The organism is Nonomuraea sp. NPDC051191 (genome assembly GCF_044455665.1).
Taxonomy (GTDB): Bacteria; Actinomycetota; Actinomycetes; order Streptosporangiales; family Streptosporangiaceae; genus Nonomuraea.
Window position 1 is genome coordinate 331,640 of sequence record NZ_JBITEZ010000009.1, and the last position, 17,843, is coordinate 349,482.

Here is a 17,843-nt window from a genome sequence, read left to right on the forward strand (position 1 = left end):
GGCTATCCGCCGCAGATCTCGCAGGCGGTACGCGTACGCCGCGCGTACGACCAGGCCGCCACGGCCATCCCGGCGCCCCACACCACGTACCCGGGCACGGCCACCCAGAAGAACGCCTCGGGCAGGTCGCCCCCGGAGAACGGCACGCCCCCGCCGAGCCGTTCGGCGGCCATCTGCCCCAGCGCCACCCCGAAGTAGGCCAGCAGCCCGCCGGACACCCCCGCGCCCGGCCACAGCACCAGCCGGCGCGGCACCGGCCGACCGGCCAGCCACGGCACCCATCCCGGCCACACCCGCCCGAACCGGTGGACGAGCGCCAGCGGCAGCAGCGTCCCGGCCAGCAGGAACTCCACCTCGAACGCCACCGCCCCGGCCCGGTACGGCACGGCGTCGAACCCCACGGCCGCCTGCGCCGCGATCCGCGCCAGGCAACCGGCCACGGACACGTAGGCCGCCGCGAAGGCCCACCCCGGCGTACGGCCGAGCGCCCTGGCCGAACGCGGCCCGCGCCCGCACGCCTCGCAGGTCGCCGCGGCCCGCCGCCGGTAGGCCGCGGCCGACCGCCAGAGCAGCACCCCCGAGCCCACGCAGGCCGCCTTGCTGAGCGCCCCCGTCCACGAGAACGGGATGCCGAGCCCGGGGACGACCGCGGACACCACGTCGAGCAGCAGCAGCGCCCCCGACACGATGAGCGCGCCGCCCACCGCCCACGCCAGCGCCGGCGGCGCCCACCCGAGCGGGCCGTCCGGGCGCACGGTCATCATGACCACCAGTGCCGCCGCGGCCGCTGCGCACAGGCCCACCGCCGCCCAGCCGGTGAACACGATCAGATCGGGACCGATCGGCGACATCCGCGCCGGCATGTGGCCGAGCTCCCAGTAGACGCGCAGGCCGCCGTAGAGGACCACCAGCGCGAGCGCCGCGACGGGCGTCCTGACAATGCTCATGAACGGCATCCTGCCGACGGCCGCGGGCCCGTCCCTCCCCTGCGGGAGGTGTGCTCATCCCCCGTGCGGGGGAGCGCCGAGCAGCGCGGCCCGCACCCGCGCCAGCCCGTGTGCGGGGTCCACCACCAGCACGCGGCAGCCGGCGGCCGTGGCCGCGGCCACGCCCGCCGGGCTGTCCTCGACGGCCACGCACCGCGCCGGGGCCACCCGCAGCCTGCGGGCCGCCTCCAGGTACGGGTCCGGGTGCGGCTTGCCGCGGGCGGTGTCCCCGTCGGTGATCACCAGGTCGAACGCGTGCCCGAGCCGGGGCAGCACCAGCTCCGCGATGCTCCGGGGGGAGGCGGTCACCAGAGCGGTCGGCACGGCGGCCGCGGCCAGCCCGGCCAGCAGCTCCGGCGCCCCCGGCAGGACCGTCAGCCCCTCCCTGACACGCTCGGCGAACGCCTCGGTGAGCGCCTCCGCCACCTCGCCAGAGGATCCGGCGCCGGTCCCGTCCACCAGGTACGCGGCCGTGTCGCCCACCGTGCGGCCCGCCACGTGCGGCGCGTCGGCCGCCGTCAGCGAGCGCCCCAGCGACCGGGCCACCGCCGCCACGGCCTGCCACCAGAGCCCCTCGGTGTCCACCAGCGTGCCGTCCATGTCGAACAGGACAGCGTCGGCAGGGACGGCATCAACCTGGACCGCGTCGGGCAGCGCCTCAGGCATCGGCCGACAACACCGGCGCGGGCGCCGTGACCGTACGGGCGGCCACCAGCACCGGCCGCTCCACCAGCCGGACCGTGACCCGGGCCCCAGCGCCCAGCCGGGCCGCCTCGTGCCCCGGGACGTCGGCCAGCACCTCGCCGCCCTCCAGCGACAGCCGCAGCCGCACCGAGGCCCCCCGGAAGGACGCCGCCAGCACCTCGGCCCGCCCGTCGGGGTCGGGCGTGACCCGTACGGCCTCGGGCCGGATCAGCACGTCCACGTCGGGCTCGGCGGGCACCGGGCCGTCCACGGGAAGGAGCTGGCCGAACACGGTCACGCCGTCGCCGGAGAGCCGCCCGGCCAGGTGGTTCATGGCCCCGACGAACTCGGCGACGAACGGCGTGGCCGGGCGGTCGTAGACCTCGGCGGGCGGCCCGCACTGCTCCAGCCGCCCCTCGCGCAGCACCGCGACCCGGTCGGCGATCGACAGGGCCTCCTCCTGGTCGTGGGTGACGAAGACGGTGGTGATGCCGAGGTCGAGCTGCAGCCGGCGGATCTCCTCGCGCAGCGTCACGCGCACCTTGGCGTCGAGGGCCGACAGCGGCTCGTCCAGCAGCAGCACGCGCGGTTCGAGCGCGAGCGCGCGGGCCAGGGCGACGCGCTGCTGCTGGCCGCCGGACAGCTCGTGCGGGAAACGGTCGGCGTGCGTGGGGAGCCCGACGAGTTCGAGCAGTTCGGCGGCCCTGGCGTGCCGGACGGCCGCGGGCGCCTTGCGTACGCGCAGGCCGAAGGCCACGTTGTCGCGGGCGTTGAGGTTGGGGAAGAGCGAGTACGACTGGAAGACCATCCCGGCGTCGCGCTTGTTGGCCGGCACGTTCGTGATGTCCTTGCCGTCCAGCAGCACCGCGCCGGAGTCGGGCCGCTCGAACCCGGCCACGCAGCGCAGCGCCGTCGTCTTGCCGCAGCCCGAGGGCCCGAGCAGGGCCACGAACTCGCCGGGGGCGATGGTCAGGTCGAACCCGTCGAGCGCGACCGTCCTGCCGAACACCCGGCGCAGCCCGCGGAACTCCACCTGAGCGGTCATGATTTCTTCCTTCCACTGAAGACGGTGGAGACGGCGAGCAGCAACGCCCAGATGAGCAGCAGGCTGAGGATGGAGACCGCGACGGAGAGCTGCCCCTTGGAACCGGAGACGGTCACGATCCACACCGCGAACGGCTCGTACCCGAGCAGGCTGGCCACCGTGTACTCGCCGAGCACCAGCGCGAGCGTCAGGAACGACGCGCTGGCCAGGGCCGAGCGCAGGTTCGGCACCACGACCCGCAGCAGCACGTGCGGCCAGGACGCGCCCAGGTTCCGCGCGGCCTCGACCAGCGTGCGCACGTCCATGGTGCGCAGCCCGGCGTCCAGCGAGCGGTAGACGAACGGCAGCACCAGCACGACGTACGCGAGCACGAGCACGACGGGGAACCCCGGGTCCTGGATCGCGATCAGCGTGCCCCAGAACGGCGTCGGCGCCAGCAGATCGGCCCCGTCACGCAGCGAGGTCGTCAGCCCGGCCACGAACGTGATCGGCGGCACCACCAGCGGCAGCGTGCACAGCACCTCCATCACCGGCCGCAGCCGCGGCGCGAACAGCCGTACGGCCAGCATCGCCGGCAGCGCCAGCAGCAGGACCAGCACGATCGTCGCGGCGGCCAGCGACAGCGACATCAGCAGCGAGCGGGCGAAGCCCTCGGCCGTCAGCAGCTCGCCGTAGGCGGAGAACGACACCCCGGTGGCGGGGTTGTGGATCGTGTACCAGAGCGAGGCCCCGAGCGGGATCAGGAAGTAGGCCGCGGCCAGGGCGAACACCAGGCCGCGCCACCAGCGGGGCCGTGCGGGCGGTTTCGCCGCCGCCGCGGCGACGGGCTCCAGCCCGGTCAGCGCAGCCATCGGGAGCTCCTCCTCTGCAGCGGCAGGTAGATCGCCATCACCAGGCCGGCCACCACGATCATGTCGAGGCTGAGCGCCAGCGCGATGTTCTCGTAGCCGACCAGCACGTCACCGGTCAGCGCGCTGGCGATCTTCAGGGTGACCAGCGGCACGACGGTGCCCACCATGGCGTTGGCGGTCGCGTACGCCGAGAACGCCGACCCGAACAGCAGCACCACCCCGCCCAGCATCGCGGGCGCGAGCACCGGCAGCGCGACGAAGCGCCAGTAGTGCCAGGCGGTCGCGCCGCTGTTGGCCGCGGCCTCGCGCCACTGGGGCTTCAGCCCGTCCAGCGCGGGCGCCATGACCAGCACCATCAGCGGGATCGCGAAGTACAGGTAGACGATCGCCAGCCCCCAGAACGTGTACAGCGCCCCCGAGGGCAGCCCCACCAGGCCGCTGATCACGCCCGAGTTGCCCAGCGTGGCGATCCAGAAGAACGCCAGCGGCACCCCGCCGAAGTTGGCCAGCACGCCCGAGGCGGTCAGCACGGCCTCGCGCAGCAGCGTGAAGCGCGAGGTCACCACGGCGTAGGCGAGGAACGTGCCGAGGACGGCCCCGGCCAGCGCCACCACGGCCGACAGCTTGACGCTCCCGGCCATGGCGACGAGATAGCCGCCCTGGAGGCTCTGCGCGAGGTTGGCCAGGCTCGGCCGTCCCTGCGCGGTGAAGGCCCCCGCCACCAGCGCGACCGCCGGGACGCCGAAGACGAGGGCGAAGAAGGCCAGCAGGGGCAGGGCTCCCGCCCAGCCCCTGGAACGCGAGCGGGTCATCCCGAGATCGCGGCGTCCCAGCCGCTGGCCAGCTTGGCCTTGGCCGCGTCGACCTGCTCGGGCGTGGGGAACTCGGGCGTGCCCTCGACCTGGGGCAGCTTCTCGGCCAGCGCCTTGTCCACCGTGCCGTCGGAGGTCATGGACGGCAGCAGCACCGGACGGGCGAAGCCCTTGAGGTAGAGGTTCTGGCCCTCGGCGCTGTACAGGTACTCCTGCCACAGCCTGGCCGCCGCCGGGTGCGGGGCGTCCTTGTTGACGGCCTGGGCGTACATCTGGAAGTACTTGCCGTCGGTCGGCACGTTCACCTTCCAGTCGAGGCCCTTGGCGGACATCTGGGGGGCGTAGGCGGCGTTGTTGTAGTCCCAGTCGATGCTGATCTGGGTCTCGCCCTTCTCGATGGTCGCCGGGGTCGTCTCGACCGGGTTGTAGTTGCCGGCGTCCTTGAGCTTCTTGAAGAAGTCGATGCCGGGCTGGATGTCGTCGAAGGAGCCGCCGCTCGCGATGGCGGCGGCGTACACGCCGGCGAAGGCCGAGCCGGACTTGGTCGGGTTGCCGTTCATCGCGACCTTGCCCTTGTACTCGGGCTTGAGCAGGTCGGCGTAGCTGGTCGGGCAGTTGGCGATCTTCTTGGCGTCGCAGCCGATCGAGACGTAGCCGCCGTAGTCGTTGGTCCAGAGCCCGGTCGGCTCCTTCTGGCCCTCGGGGATCTTGTCGAACGCCTGCACCTTGTACGGCGCGAACAGCCCTTCCTTGGCGCCGCTGATCGCGAACGACTGGCCGAGGTCGAGCACGTCGGGGGCGCGGTCCTGGCCCTTGCGGGTCTTGACGGCGTTGATCTCGTCCGCGCTGGCCGCGTCGGGCGTCTCGCTCTCGATCTTGATGCCGTACTTGGCCTCGAACGACTTGATGATCTCGCCGTAGTTGGCCCAGTCGGGCGGCAGTGCGATGACGTGGAGGTTGCCCTCCTTCTTGGCGGCCTCGACGAGCTTGTCGAAGCCGCCGAAGTCGGCGGCCGAGGCGGCGGTCGCCGCGTTCGCCCCGCCTTCGGTCGTCTTGGTGGTCTGCTGGCTGCTCGGGGCGGCGCCACACGCCGCGGTGACAACGGTAAGGGCCGCGATGACGCCGGCCGTACGGGCGCGAGGTGTGAACACGTCGCCTCCACTCTCCGGGGGGTGTGGAAAGAACCTAAGGGAACTTGTACAAACAAGCGAGCACCAGTAAGTCGCATAAACATTGCTCTTTCATGAATGGAGAGGGTCGCGAATGGTTGCGCGCTATGAACGGATAGCCGCTGAGCTGCGTGATGACATCCTCACGGGCGCGTACCCGGTCGGCTCCCAGCTCCCGAGCGAGGCCGAGCTGGCCACCCGCCACCGGGCGGCGCGCGGGACCGTACGGCAGGCGGTGGCCGTGCTGGTCGCCGAGGGGCTGGTGGGGTCGCGGCAGGGCGCCAGGCGCATCGTGCTCGGCAACGCGCGCAGCCAGAGCTTCGCCGAGCTGCACAGCTTCGCCCAGTGGGCCAGGGCCAACGGCTACCGCATCGGCGGCCAGGTGGTCTCCCAGCGCCGCCGGCCCGCCACCGCGCCCGAGTCCGCCAGGCTCGGCGCGGGCGAGGATGGGGGCGAGGTGCTGGAGGTGCTGCGCCTGCGCTCGCTGGAGGGCGAGCCCGTCCTCGTCGAGCGGACCGTCTACGCCGGCTGGGTGGCCCCCGCCGTCGAGGCGCTCCCCGCCGACTGCGCGTCCGTCACCGAGGCCCTGTACGACTCCGTCGGCCTGATCTTCGCCTACGGCGAGCACCTCATCGACGCCGTGCCCGCCGGGGCCGAGGACGCCCGGCTGCTGGGCGTGCGGCGCGGCAGCCCGCTCCTGCGCCAGCGCCGCGTCACCACCACCCACGAGGGCCGGCCGGTGGAGTCCTCCGACGACAGGTACCGGGCGGGCAGCGTCACCTTCAGCATCCGCAACTCGATCGGCGCCAACCCCCTGACAAGACGGGCGGGTGACTTGCGCTTCGGGCCGTAAGAACATATGTTCGATACATAAGCACGCCCGTCTTCCCCCGGGTGGCTCAGCAAACGAACCAGAGCCGCGGGGAGAAGCGTCTTGAGCAGACTCTATGGCGATCCGATAGAGGTGTGGACCAGAGACGGCGAGCCGACCCAATTCGTCTGGCGCGACCGGCTCTACCTCGTCCGCAACGTGCTCGACCACTGGGTCGTGGCGCGCGAGTGGTGGAAGACCGGCGAGGGCGACCCCGGCGAGCGCCGCTTCTGGCGGGTGGAGGCGAGCCCGGGGCGCGAGGTGGGCTCGTACGAGCTGCGCTACGACACCGCCGGGAACGGCTGGCTGCTGCTGCGGGCGTGGGACTGATGGCGCCCCCGTTCCCGCACCTCCACGTGGCCTCGGCGTACTCCATGCGGTACGGCACCGCCTTCCCGCGCGCCCTGGTGGACCGGGCGTCCGAGCACGGCATGGACATCCTCGCGCTGACCGACCGCGACGGGCTCTACGGCGCGGTCAAGCACGTCCAGGCGTGCGCGGACGCCGGGATCGCCCCCGTGGTCGGCGTGAACCTGGCGCTCGACGTCCCGGCCTCCACCCCGGCGCCCGGCCTCCGCCCGCCGCGGCCGAGGACCGGTCCCGGCGCCGAGGACCGGGTCACCGTGCTGGCCCGCGCCGGCGGCTGGTCACGGCTGTGCCGCCTGGTCACCGCCGCGCACGCCGCCGGGGAACGCGGCGCGCCCAAGGTGACCCGCGAGCTGCTCGGCGCCTGGGCCGGGCCGCAGGGCGGCGACCACGGGTTCGGCGCCGAGGACGGGCTCGTGGTGCTGCTCGGGCCGCGCTCCGACGTCGGCCGCGCGATCGCCGAACGCCGCGACGAGCACGCCAGGACGCTGCTCGGCCTGTGGCGCGCCGCCGTCCCCGGCGTGGTGATCGAACTGGTCGACCAGTACGGCTTCCGCGACGCCACCACGGCCGTCCGCATGCTCGGCCTGGCCGAGTCCGCCGGCGTGCCGGCCGTGCTGACCAACGCCGCCCGCTACCTCGACCCGGCCGACCACCAGGTCGGGGACGTGCTCGACGCGGCCCGCCAGCTCGTCCCGCTGCACCCGCGGCACCTGGAACGCACCACCTCGCACGCCTACCTCAAGAGCACCAAGGAGATGTGGCAGGTGGCGGCCAAGGTCTGCGGCGCCGACCGGGAACGGGTGGCCCGGCTGCTGTTCACCACCAGGCGCCTGGCCGAGGCGTGCTCGATGGACCCGCTGCGGCTGCTCGCGCTCAGGAACGACCCGCCCGACCTCAACCTGCCCGAGATCGGCCGCGACCCGGTGCCGCTGCTGCGCAACCGCGTCGAGGACGGCCTGGTCAGGCGCGGCCTCGACCGCTCACCGCAGGCCAGGGAACGCCTGCGGGCCGAGCTGGACGTCATCGAGCGCAAGCGCCTGTCCGGGTACTTCATCGCCGTGGCCGGCATCACCGACATGATCCGCGGCATGGACATCCGCTGCGCCATCCGCGGCTCGGGCGCCGGCAGCCTGGTCAACTACCTCATCGGTATCGGCGAGGTGAACCCGCTCGAACACGGCCTGCTCATGGAGCGCTTCCTGTCGGAAGGGCGCGTCGGCCTGCCCGACATCGACGTGGACGTGGAGTCGGCCCGCCGGCTCGACTGCTACAAGGCCATCTTCGAACGCTACGGCGAGGCCCGCGTGGCCTGCGTGTCCATGATGGAGACCTACCGGGCGCGCAGCGCCATCAGGGACGTCGCCGGCGCGATGGGCCTGCCCCCGCACGAGATCGACGCCATCGCCAAGGCGTTCCCGCACATCAGGGCCAGGCAGATCACCGCGTCCCTGGCCGACCTGCCCGAGCTGCGCGAGAGCCGGCTCGGCGAGGCCGGGCTCGACCGGGTGTTCCGGCTGGCCGAGAGGCTCGACGGGCTGCCCAGGCACATCGCGCTGCACCCGTGCGGCGTGCTGGTCGGCAACTCGGGCCTGCGCGACAGGACGCCGGTGGAACGCAGCCTGCTGGAGTTCCCGATGTCCCAGTTCGACAAGGACGACGTGGAGGAGGCCGGCCTGCTCAAGCTGGACGTCCTGGGCGTGCGCATGCAGTCGGCCATGGCGTACGCGCTGAGCGAGATCAAACGCGTGGACGACATCGAGGTCAGGCTCGACGAGCAGACCGGCGACGACCCCGGCGTCGAGTACGTCCCGCACGACGACCAGGAGACCTACGACATGATCTGCGCCAGCCGCACGCTCGGCTGCTTCCAGATCGAGTCGCCGGGCCAGCGCGAGCTGGTGGCCAAGCTGGAGCCGCGCCGGATGCACGACCTGATCGTGGACATCTCCCTGTTCCGGCCGGGGCCGGTCAACTCCGACATGGTCACCCCGTACCTGGAGGCCAGGCACGGGTGGCGGCGGCCGTACTACCCGCACGAGCGGCTGCGCGAGGCGCTGAAGGAGACGCACGGCGTGGTCGTCTTCCACGAGCAGGTGCTGAAGGTCATCTCGGTCATGACGGGACGTGACCTGTCCTTCGCCGAGACGTTGCGGCGCACCCTGGACACGCCGGCGGGCCGGGAGCGGGTGCGCAAGGCGTTCGTGCCGCTGGCCAGGGCCAACGGGTTCGGCGACGCGGCGGTGGAGCGGGCCTGGAAGGTGCTCGACGCGTTCGGCGCGTTCGGGTTCTGCAAGGCGCACGCGGCGGCGTTCGCGCTGCCCACCTACCAGTCGGCCTGGCTCAAGCGGCACCACGCGGCGGCGTTCTTCGCCGGGGTGCTCACCCACGAGCCCGGCATGTACCCGTCGCGCGTCATCATCGACGAGGCCCGCCAGTGCGGGGTCGAGATCCTGCCGCTCGACGTCAACGGGTCCGGCAAGGACTGGCGGGTGGAGCGGCTCGGCCCGCGTCCGCCGCTGCGGCTGCGGGTGAGCCCGTCGGAGCTGGGGGAGGAGCGGCGTCCGGTGCGGCAGGAGTTCCGGATCGGGGAGATCGGCCGCGGTTACGCGCTGCGGGTGCCGTTCTCGGCGGTCAAGGGGGTGAGCGAGGCAGAGGTCGAACGCATGGTGGCGGGGCAGCCGTACACGTCGCTGGCCGACTTCTGGGACCGGGCCCGGCCCTCGCGTCCGACCATCGAGCGCATCGTCCAGGTCGGCGGCCTCGACGCGCTGCACGGCCTGCGTCCCGGCGGTCCCCGCTGGCGTCCGGGAGAGCTGACCCGGCGTGACCTGATCGCCCAGGTGGGCGCGCTGGAACGGGCGTCGTCGATCGGCGTGCGCTCGGCCGCGCCCCGGTCCAGGCGCTACACCGCGGCGGCGCCCCGCCCCCGGGCCGAGCAGCCGTCCACGCAGCTCCCGCTCGGCTTCGGCGAGCACCTGCCGCCCGGCGAGCTGCCCGAGATGACGGAGACGGAGATGGTCGAGGCCGAGCTGGAGATCCTGGGCATCGACGTCAGCCGGCACGTCATCAGCTTCCACGACGAGCTGCTCGACGCGCTCGGGGTCGTGCGCTCCAAGGACCTGCTCGCCCAGCGCAACGGCGCGGAGGTGCTGGTCGCCGGGGTGAAGGTGGCCACCCAGACGCCCGCCGTGCGCTCGGGGCAGCGGGTCATCTTCACCACCCTCGACGACTCGACGGGCCCGATCGACCTGACGTTCTTCGAGTCGGTGCAGGGCAGGTGCGCGGCGACGGTGTTCGGCTCGTGGCTCATGCTCGCCAGGGGAGTGGTCCGCCGTACGGGGGCCCGCGCGGTCTCCATGCGCGCCGTGGACTGCTGGAACCTGACCGACCTGGACGCGCTGTGGCGCGCGGAGGGCGTCGAGGCGGTCCGCGCCCTGCTCGACCAGGCCCCGGAACAGTCGCAGGGCGTCGGCGGACGGAAGATCGAGTACGCCAACGGCTTCCGGCTCTCGCCCTACTCCGACCTCGGCCCCGCCATCGCCGCCCCGCCCCGGCAGCTCTGGCACGCCAGCCCCGGCAGCTCGGGCCCGACGGCGGCCTGACCCGGCAGCTTCTGACCCGACAGAGCCCGCGTGGCCGCCACGGCTAGCCGGTGTGGCCGAACGGGGTCGAGCCCTGGGCGGGCCGGGTGGTCAGGCGGGTCACGACCTCGGGGCCGGGCGCGGCCTCGGCGACCGCCTCGCGCAGCCGTCCGGCCACGTCGAGCCGCTGGACGCGGGTGACCTCGCGGACGGTGGCGGCGCACAGCAGGGCCGCCGTCACCGCGCCGGCCAGCTCCAGCAACCCCACCCCGGTCAGCCCGTCGGAGGAGGACTCCAGCGGCAGGCGGACCGTGATCAGCGTCAGCATGGCCAGCCAGCTCAGCCACCACGCCGTCAGCAGCGCGAGCCACCGCCCGCGCCGCCCGGCCGGCGGCTTGGCCCGCTGCCACACGTCGTCGACCAGCAGCGCGGGCGCGACCAGGTTGACGACGGGGATCAGCCAGGCGGCCGCGACCGGCCCGGTGGGGCTGGAACGGTCCTTGACCTGGCGGGCGCGCACCAGCCAGGTCACGTAGGCGGCCGCGGCGGCGACGGAGGTGCCCGCGACCAGCATCATCAGCACCGCGAACATCGTCACCGCCCCCACGACCGCCTCGGCCTGCGCCCCATGGGGACGGCCGCCGAACGCGGCGAGCTGGACGGCGAGATGACGGCCGCTGGACCGCTCGAAGACCACGAGGGCGCCCAGGGAGAGGACCTGCGCGGCGAGCGTCACGTAGACGGCGGAAGCTGCTTTGGTTGGCGGTGCCTGGGCGTAGCGCACGATGTTCTCCCCCCGGGCCATGCGCTGAGGTTCTGACTCACTTGTATCCCGTGAGCACCGCTGTTAATCAGCTCACCACGCCGGATTCCCACGCCCAAGCTGCGATTCCCACTCGATTGCGGACACCGAGCTTGGCCTGGATGCTGCCGAGGTGCGTTTTCACCGTCGACAGCGACACGAACAGCTCGGCGGCCACCTCCTGGTTGGTGCGTCCCCTGGCCACCAGGCGCACGACGTCCAGCTCGCGGTCGGTCAGCGCGCCGTTCGGCGGCTCGGCCGCCCGCCTGGGCTGGGTCAGGTGCTGCAGCAGCCGTACGGTGACCGACGGCGACACCAGCGCGTCCCCGCCGGCGGCCGCCCTGACCGCCTCGATGAGCAGCGTGGGGCCGCTGTCCTTGAGCAGGAAGCCGGTGGCCCCGGCGCGCAGCGCGCCGTAGACGTACTCGTCGAGGTCGAAGGTGGTGACGATGACCACCCGCATCGGGTTCTCCACGCCCGGCCCGGACAGCACGCGGGTCACCTCCAGCCCGTCGAGCTTGGGCATCCTGATGTCGAGCAGGCACACGTCCGGCCGCAGCCGCCTGGCCTCGGCCACGGCCTCGGCGCCGTCGGCCACGGCGGCCACGACCTCCATGTCCGGTTGTGCGTCCAAGATCATTTGAAAGCCGGTGCGTACCAGCTGCTGGTCGTCGGCGATGAGAACCCGAATAGTCACGGCTCAACTCTAAGGATCAGCCGTTCGGCCGAGGCCGAAATGGACGCACGGCCGATCCGCCGGCACCCCCTGTCCCGGAAGGCTGGAGCCCATGAACGACGTGCTTGTTGGACGAGCCCTGGCCAAGCGGTTCGGGCAGACGGTCGCCCTGGGCGGCGTGGACATCACGGTACGGGCGGCCGAGGCCGTGGCCATCATGGGCCCGAGCGGTTCCGGCAAGTCGACCCTCCTCCACTGCCTGGCCGGGATCATGAAGCCGGACGACGGCGAGGTCCACCTGCTGGGCCAGCGCATCGACGCGATGGGCGAACGCCAGCGCAGCGCCCTGCGGCGCACCCGCTTCGGCTTCGTCTTCCAGTTCGGCCAGCTCCTGCCGGAGCTGCCCGCCGAGGAGAACGTGGCGCTCCCGCTCATGCTGGGCGGCGTGCCGCGCGTCCAGGCCGTACGGCAGGCGCGCGAGTGGTTCCCGCTGCTCGGCCTGCACCAGATGGAGGCCCGGCGGCCCGGCGAGCTGTCCGGCGGCCAGGCCCAGCGCGTGGCCATCGCCAGGGCGCTGGTGAGCAAGCCCGCCGTGGTCTTCGCCGACGAGCCCACCGGCGCGCTCGACCAGCAGACCGGCCAGGACACGATGCGCCTGCTCACCGAGGCGACCAGGCACAACGGGGCCTGCCTGATCGTCGTCACGCACGACCCCAACGTGGCCGCCTGGTGCGACCGCACGGTCGAGGTCCGCGACGGCCGCCTGCTCGCCCACGGGGTGACCGCGTGAACTTCGACCTGACCTGGCGGCTGCTCAAGGGCGGCGGGCGCAGGGGCATGCTGGGCACCTGGCTCACCTTCGGCGCGGTCGCGGTGGCCACGGCGCTGCTGCTGTTCGCCGTCGCCGCGAACGTCGCCTTCGACGCCAGGGCCGACCGCAGCGCCTGGCGCAACCCGGTGGCGGCGGCCCAGAAGGACGCGGCGGTCGCCGTCGAGGCGAGCCGCTTCGACTACGTGGGGGACCAGGCGATCACCGTCGTCGACCTGGCCGCGCTCAAGCCGGGGGCGCCCGCCCCGCCCGGCATGCCGCACTTCCCCGCGCCCGGCGAGGTGTGGCTGTCGCCCGCCCTGTCCGAGCTGGCCGCCCGGCTGCCCGCCGACCAGCTCGCCAAGCGTTACCCGGCGCCGAAGGGCGTCCTGGGTCCGGAGGCGCTGGTCCAGCCCGAGGAGCTGGTCGCGGTCGTCGGCCACGCCCCGGACTCGCCCGCGATGACCGCCGAGCGCAGCGACGACTGGATCCTCGGCAAGCCGCCGGTCAAGGTCGCCACCCTGGCGGGCACGCCCAGCGAGGACGCCACCGCATACCAGGTGCTGGCGCTGATCGCCAGCGTGCTCATGGTCGTGCCGCTGCTGGTGTTCGGCGGCGCGGCGGCCAGGCTCACGGTCGCCCGGCGCGACCAGCGGCTGGCCGCGCTCAGGCTGGTCGGCGCCACGCCGGGCCAGGTGATCGGCATGACGGTGGCCGAGGCCGTGCTGGTGGCCTTCGCCGGGGCGCTGGCCGGGGCGGTCGCGTTCGGGGCGGCCGTGCCGCTGCTGGCGCGCATCCCGATCCAGGGCGGCACCTGGTTCGTCGCGGACCTGTTCCCGAACCTGCTGATCCTGGCCGGCGTGCTGGTCGCGGTGCCGCTGCTGGTGGGGGTGTCGGCGGTGGTCGGGCTGCGCCGGGTCGTGGTCAGCCCGCTGGGCGTGGCCAAGCGCGAGACGCCGCCCGGCATGCGGTTCGTCCGCGTCCTCGCGCTGCTCGCGGTGCTGGCCGCGTTCCCGCTGCTCACCAGGGGGACCAGCGTGGCGATCGTGGCCGTGGCGCTCGGACTGGCGTTCCTGTGCCTGAACCTGGCCGGCCCGTGGGTGGTCGGCCTCATCGGCAAGGTCGCGGCCGGGACCGCGCGCCGGCCCGCGCGGCTGCTGGCGGCCCGCAGGCTCGTGGACGATCCGCGCTCGGCCTGGCGGACCGTCAGCGGCGTGGCCCTGACCGGCTTCGTGGCCGGGTTCCTCGGCCTGCTCAGCCCCGGCGCGTTCGGCGGGGACACCGGGCCCGCCCAGCTCAGCGTCGCGGCGCCGGTGGGCGAGGTGTCGAAGGTGGCCGACCAGGCCCGCGACCGGCTCGGCCGGGCGGGCATCACGGCCACGGTGAAGACCACCAAGCACACCGTGGTCGCGGCGCTCGGCAGCGGCGCCGACGATGTCGTGGTCGACCGGGCGCGCACCGTGCTGAGCGATCTCGTGCCGGGGCACACCCCGACGACGAAGGCCGACGACCAGCGCTTCGGCCTGCAGATCCTCGCCGACGTGCGCGTGGGCACGATCGTGGTGCTGTCGGTGTCGTTCCTCGTGGCGATCGCCAGTGCGGGGATCACCGCGGCGTCGTCGGTGCTGGACCGGCGGCAGACGTACGCGCTGCTGCGGCTGGCCGGCACGCCCCTGGAGGTCCTGGACCGGGCCCGGCGGGCCGAGACGCTGATCCCGATGGCCGTGATGGGCGGCGGCGCGATCCTGGTGGGCGCGTTCTGCGCGATACCGTTCATGATCGGCGGGATCAGCACGACCGGGGTGGTCACGCTGCTGGTCTGCGTGGCCGCGGGCTTCGGGGGCGTGATCGGCGCGGGCGCGCTGAGCAGGCCACTGCTGCGCTCGGTGACCGACGACCCGGCGCCGCGCCCGGACTGACCACCCGGACCGGGTGTCCGAACTGGCCGCTCAGCCGAGCACGAGGTCGCGGACCGTGCGCAGCGACTGCTCGTCGCGCGGTCCCATGACCAGCAGGCTGGTGACCGGGCTCTTGTGCCACAGGTCGAGCCGTTCCCTGATCCGGCCGGGCGGGCCGACGAGCGAGATGCCGTCGGCCAGCTCGTCCGGGATCGCCCGGAACGCCTCGTCCTTGCGGCCGGCCAGGTAGAGGGCCTGGATGTGCTCGGCGGCTTCGGCGAAGCCCATGCGGCCGATGATGTCGGCGTGGAAGTTGCGCTGCTTGGCGCCCATGCCGCCGATGTAGAGCGTCAGCATCATCTTGACGCCGTCGAGGGCGGCCCTGACGTCGTCGGAGATGACGACCATCACCATGGCGGCGATCTCGAAGCCGGGGCTCCGGGCCGCCAGCGCGTCGCCGTACATCTCCTCGATCCGGCCGGGGAAGGCGAACAGCGGCAGCCAGCCCTGCGCGATCTCGGCCGCCAGGGCGACGTTCTTCGGGCCCTCCGCGCCGAGGTAGACGGGGATCTCGGGGCGCAGCGGGTGGGTGATGAGCTTGAGCGGCTTGCCCAGGCCGCCCGCCAGGGGGAGCGGGTAGTGCTCGCCGTCGCTGGTCACGGGCTCCTCGCGGCGCCACACGCGGCGCATGATCTCGACGTACTCGCGGGTCCTGGCCAGGGGTCTGGCGAACGGCTGCCCGTACCAGCCCTCCACCACCTGCGGGCCGGAGGCGCCGAGGCCGAGCAGCAGCCGGCCGCCGGTCAGGTGGTCGAGCGTCATCGCGGTCATCGCGGTGGTGACCGGCGGGCGGGCCGAGATCTGCGCCACCGACGTGCCCAGCTTGATCCGGCTCGTACGCGCGCCGTACCAGGCCAGGGGCGTGAACACGTCGCTGCCGTACGCCTCGGCGGTCCACACCGAGTCGTAGCCGAGGCGTTCGGCGGCCAGGACGGTCTCCGTGGCGTCGTCGGCGCCGCGCTGCCAGTAGCCGAGATTCAGGCCGAGCTTCATACGTACCTCCGGAATAAAGTTCCATTACCGACGCCGCAGTGTCAATGCGTGATCCTCCGGGGAGATCAGACATTGTGCTCAAGAGTCTCTGTCGTCTCTTCTGCCTGCTGCTCCTGCTGTCGCCGGCGGCCGAGCCGACGATGGCCGTGAGCGCCGCGCGGCCGAACATCGTGTTCGTGATGGCCGACGACCTGGAGAGCGGCGTGCTGCCCTACTTTCCGACCATCACCTCGGAGCTGGTCGCCAAGGGCGCCTCCTTCGACCACTTCTTCGTGACGAACTCCTGGTGCTGCCCTTCGCGCACGTCGATCCTGCGGTCCCAGTACGTCCACAGCCATGGCGTCCTGACCAACACCGCCCCCGAAGGGGGGTTCGACCGCTTCCATTCGCTGGATCTGGAACGTTCCACGATCGGCACGTGGATGCAGCAGGCCGGCTACCGCACCGCGCTGATGGGCAAGTTCCTGAACCACTATCCCGGCGCGACCGCCGACGCCGCGTACGTGCCGCCCGGCTGGGACGAATGGGACGTCCCGGTCCGCAAGCTCTACGAGGAGTACGGCTACCGTCTCAACGAGAACGGCGACCTGTACGACTACGGCTGGTCGGAGCAGGACTACCTGTCCGACGTGCTGGCGGCCAAGGCGAGCGACTTCATCACCGGCTCCGACGACCCCTTCTTCCTCTACCTGACGCCCATCGGCCCGCACAACCCGGCCAACCCGGCGGTCCGGCACGTCGCCGACCTCCCCGAGGTCGGCGCGCCGCGCACGCCGTCGTTCAACCAGGTCGACGTGAGCAAGGAGCCGCTGTGGCTGCGCTCCCTGCCCCCGCTGAGCCAGGAGGACATCGACCGGGTCGACGAGCGCCACCGCCGGAGGCTGCGCTCGATGCTCGGCGTGGACGACCTGGTCCGGTCGGTGGTCGAGACGCTGCGCGCGTCCGGCAAGCTCGACAACACCTACATCGTCTTCACCTCCGATAACGGCTTCCATCTCGGCACGCATCGGCTCACCCAGGGCAAGACGACGCCGTTCGAGGAGGCGATCAAGGTCCCGTTCGTGGTGCGCGGGCCGGGGATCAAGCCGGGCTCGGCGATCGGGCAGCTCGGCGCGACCGTCGACATCGCGCCGACGATCGCCGCGCTGGGCGGGGCCGCCGTGCCGTCGTTCACCGAGGGGCGCTCGCTGGTGCCGCTGCTGCGCGGCAGCCCGCCCGCCCAGTGGCGCAGGAACGTGCTGGTCGAGTTCAACAGGCCGGTCAACCGGTCGTCGGCGGCCCAGACGCCGGTGCCCTCCTACCAGGCGCTGCGCACCGACCGCTACACCTACGTCAGGTACGACACGGGGGAGCGGCAGCTCTACGACCTGACCGCCGACCCGTACCAGCTCGACAACCTCGCGGCCACTGCCGACCCGGCGCTGCTGCTCGGGCTCGACACCCGGCTCCAGGCGATGCGGGCCTGCTCGGGCGCCGGGTGCCGGGAGGCCGACCTGCGTCAGTGACCGGGGAACAGGGCGGGGTAGGCGTGCGCCAGGTGGTCGGTGACCGCCTGCTGGGCCTCGTCCGGGTCGCCGGCCGCGATGGCCGCGCGGATGCGCTCGTGGTCGGCGCGCAGCACGGACGGGTCGCCGAGGCGTTCGACCGCCTCTATGGCGTTCCTGCGCATCGCGTCCCGGAGTGAGCGCATGATGGCGGCGATGAGCCGGTTGCCCGAGGCGTCCGCGATCGCGCAGTGGAAGGCCGTGTCGTGCTCCACGAACTCCTCGGCCGTGCCCGCCCGGTCCATGCCCTCGATCGCGGCGTCCAGGGCCGAGGTGCCGGCCCGGGTCGCCGCCGCGTGCGCGGCCGACCAGCGTTCGATCATCAGCCGGGCGTCCACGACCTCGCGCTGCTCCAGGGTGGCCAGGCCCAGGTTGAGCCGGAGCAGGTCGGTCAGCGCGGTGTCGGGCCGCGAGGTCAGCACGGCCCCCGCCTCCGGTCCCCGTCCCACCTGCGAGGACACCACGCCCAGGGTCTCCAGGACGCGCAGCGCCTCGCGTACGGACGAGCGGCCGACGCCCAGTTGCTCGGCCAGCCGGCGTTCGCCCGGCAGCCGGTCGCCCACGGTCAGGCCGTCCTCGGCGATGCGCCGTTCGATCTGGGCGAGCACGTCCTCGAACGCCCGTGTGCGTTTCACCGATGCCTCCCCGGTGCTGGCCCGGAACAGTGTGGTTGGGTATGGTCTGACCATACAGT

At 73.0% G+C, this 17,843-nt stretch carries 16 protein-coding genes; 6 read left to right on the plus strand and 10 right to left on the minus strand.

Annotation, left to right across the window (positions count from 1 at the left end; genetic code table 11):
* Positions 1–2 precede the first annotated feature (2 nt).
* The 6 genes from ACIA8R_RS27025 to ACIA8R_RS27050 are packed head-to-tail and all read right to left on the minus strand — an operon-like array spanning position 3 to position 5,529.
* Positions 3–947, minus strand: coding sequence for a hypothetical protein (locus ACIA8R_RS27025; protein ID WP_397041052.1), 945 nt, complete (start codon positions 945–947; stop codon positions 3–5).
* Positions 948–1,001: 54 nt separating this feature from the next.
* Positions 1,002–1,652, minus strand: a complete 651-nt coding sequence (locus ACIA8R_RS27030; protein ID WP_397041053.1) for an HAD family hydrolase — start codon at positions 1,650–1,652, stop codon at positions 1,002–1,004.
* Complete coding sequence (locus tag ACIA8R_RS27035) at positions 1,645–2,715, minus strand: ABC transporter ATP-binding protein (protein WP_357705026.1); 1,071 nt, start codon at positions 2,713–2,715, stop codon at positions 1,645–1,647. The genes ACIA8R_RS27030 and ACIA8R_RS27035 overlap by 8 nt, the downstream gene beginning before the upstream one ends.
* Positions 2,712–3,566 (minus strand): ABC transporter permease subunit, encoded by an 855-nt coding sequence (locus ACIA8R_RS27040; protein ID WP_357705028.1) that lies wholly within the window; start codon positions 3,564–3,566, stop codon positions 2,712–2,714. The genes ACIA8R_RS27035 and ACIA8R_RS27040 overlap by 4 nt, the downstream gene beginning before the upstream one ends.
* Positions 3,554–4,378, minus strand: a complete 825-nt coding sequence (locus ACIA8R_RS27045) for an ABC transporter permease subunit (RefSeq protein ID WP_364092214.1) — start codon at positions 4,376–4,378, stop codon at positions 3,554–3,556. Before ACIA8R_RS27045 ends, ACIA8R_RS27040 begins: the two co-directional genes overlap by 13 nt.
* Complete coding sequence (locus ACIA8R_RS27050) at positions 4,375–5,529, minus strand: ABC transporter substrate-binding protein (protein WP_397041055.1); 1,155 nt, start codon at positions 5,527–5,529, stop codon at positions 4,375–4,377. The genes ACIA8R_RS27045 and ACIA8R_RS27050 overlap by 4 nt, the downstream gene beginning before the upstream one ends.
* 112 nt (positions 5,530–5,641) lie before the next feature.
* Between ACIA8R_RS27050 and ACIA8R_RS27055 the strand changes: the two genes are divergently transcribed.
* The 3 genes from ACIA8R_RS27055 to ACIA8R_RS27065 all read left to right on the plus strand — a co-directional run bounded on the left by ACIA8R_RS27055 (position 5,642) and on the right by ACIA8R_RS27065 (position 10,389).
* Complete coding sequence (locus tag ACIA8R_RS27055; RefSeq protein ID WP_397041057.1) at positions 5,642–6,400, plus strand: GntR family transcriptional regulator; 759 nt, start codon at positions 5,642–5,644, stop codon at positions 6,398–6,400.
* A gap of 81 nt (positions 6,401–6,481) precedes the next feature.
* Positions 6,482–6,748 (plus strand): DUF6504 family protein, encoded by a 267-nt coding sequence (locus tag ACIA8R_RS27060; protein ID WP_357705037.1) that lies wholly within the window; start codon positions 6,482–6,484, stop codon positions 6,746–6,748.
* On the plus strand, positions 6,748–10,389 hold the full coding sequence (locus ACIA8R_RS27065; RefSeq protein ID WP_397041059.1) for a DNA polymerase III subunit alpha: 3,642 nt from the start codon (positions 6,748–6,750) through the stop codon (positions 10,387–10,389). The genes ACIA8R_RS27060 and ACIA8R_RS27065 overlap by 1 nt, the downstream gene beginning before the upstream one ends.
* Before the next feature lie 43 nt (positions 10,390–10,432).
* Here the strand turns inward: ACIA8R_RS27065 and ACIA8R_RS27070 are convergent, their stop codons facing one another.
* On the minus strand, positions 10,433–11,173 hold the full coding sequence (locus ACIA8R_RS27070) for a DUF4328 domain-containing protein (RefSeq protein ID WP_364092221.1): 741 nt from the start codon (positions 11,171–11,173) through the stop codon (positions 10,433–10,435).
* Between the two features lie 46 nt (positions 11,174–11,219).
* Positions 11,220–11,867: a response regulator transcription factor gene (locus tag ACIA8R_RS27075; RefSeq protein ID WP_357705044.1), complete on the minus strand. Its 648-nt coding sequence runs from the start codon at positions 11,865–11,867 to the stop codon at positions 11,220–11,222.
* Between the two features lie 91 nt (positions 11,868–11,958).
* Here ACIA8R_RS27075 and ACIA8R_RS27080 point away from each other — a divergent pair, with 91 nt between their 5' ends.
* A complete protein-coding gene (locus ACIA8R_RS27080) occupies positions 11,959–12,636 on the plus strand; it encodes an ABC transporter ATP-binding protein (protein WP_364092223.1) in 678 nt (225 codons plus the stop codon).
* Positions 12,633–14,573 carry an FtsX-like permease family protein gene (locus ACIA8R_RS27085; protein WP_357705049.1) on the plus strand — a complete coding sequence of 647 codons (1,941 nt, stop codon included), beginning with the start codon at positions 12,633–12,635 and terminating at the stop codon, positions 14,571–14,573. Before ACIA8R_RS27080 ends, ACIA8R_RS27085 begins: the two co-directional genes overlap by 4 nt.
* Positions 14,574–14,603: 30 nt before the next feature.
* Here ACIA8R_RS27085 and ACIA8R_RS27090 read toward each other — a convergent pair whose 3' ends face one another.
* A complete protein-coding gene (locus ACIA8R_RS27090) occupies positions 14,604–15,605 on the minus strand; it encodes an LLM class F420-dependent oxidoreductase (RefSeq protein WP_357705051.1) in 1,002 nt (333 codons plus the stop codon).
* A 74-nt stretch (positions 15,606–15,679) separates the two neighbouring features.
* Between ACIA8R_RS27090 and ACIA8R_RS27095 the strand changes: the two genes are divergently transcribed.
* Positions 15,680–17,110, plus strand: a complete 1,431-nt coding sequence (locus tag ACIA8R_RS27095; protein WP_397041061.1) for a sulfatase — start codon at positions 15,680–15,682, stop codon at positions 17,108–17,110.
* Here the strand turns inward: ACIA8R_RS27095 and ACIA8R_RS27100 are convergent.
* Positions 17,104–17,784, minus strand: a complete 681-nt coding sequence (locus ACIA8R_RS27100) for an FCD domain-containing protein (protein ID WP_364092226.1) — start codon at positions 17,782–17,784, stop codon at positions 17,104–17,106. The genes ACIA8R_RS27095 and ACIA8R_RS27100 overlap by 7 nt on opposite strands.
* Between the last annotated feature and the right edge of the window lie 59 nt (positions 17,785–17,843).

Coding starts and splice junctions, on each gene's coding strand:
- ACIA8R_RS27025 (WP_397041052.1), bottom strand. CDS start 947: ATGAGCATTGTCAGGACGCCCGTCGCGGCGCTCGCGCTGGTGGTCCTC.
- ACIA8R_RS27030 (WP_397041053.1), bottom strand. CDS start 1,652: ATGCCTGAGGCGCTGCCCGACGCGGTCCAGGTTGATGCCGTCCCTGCC.
- ACIA8R_RS27055 (WP_397041057.1), top strand. CDS start 5,642: ATGGTTGCGCGCTATGAACGGATAGCCGCTGAGCTGCGTGATGACATC.
- ACIA8R_RS27080 (WP_364092223.1), top strand. CDS start 11,959: ATGAACGACGTGCTTGTTGGACGAGCCCTGGCCAAGCGGTTCGGGCAG.
- ACIA8R_RS27090 (WP_357705051.1), bottom strand. CDS start 15,605: ATGAAGCTCGGCCTGAATCTCGGCTACTGGCAGCGCGGCGCCGACGAC.
- ACIA8R_RS27040 (WP_357705028.1), bottom strand. CDS start 3,566: ATGGCTGCGCTGACCGGGCTGGAGCCCGTCGCCGCGGCGGCGGCGAAA.
- ACIA8R_RS27070 (WP_364092221.1), bottom strand. CDS start 11,173: ATGGCCCGGGGGGAGAACATCGTGCGCTACGCCCAGGCACCGCCAACC.
- ACIA8R_RS27045 (WP_364092214.1), bottom strand. CDS start 4,378: ATGACCCGCTCGCGTTCCAGGGGCTGGGCGGGAGCCCTGCCCCTGCTG.
- ACIA8R_RS27065 (WP_397041059.1), top strand. CDS start 6,748: ATGGCGCCCCCGTTCCCGCACCTCCACGTGGCCTCGGCGTACTCCATG.
- ACIA8R_RS27035 (WP_357705026.1), bottom strand. CDS start 2,715: ATGACCGCTCAGGTGGAGTTCCGCGGGCTGCGCCGGGTGTTCGGCAGG.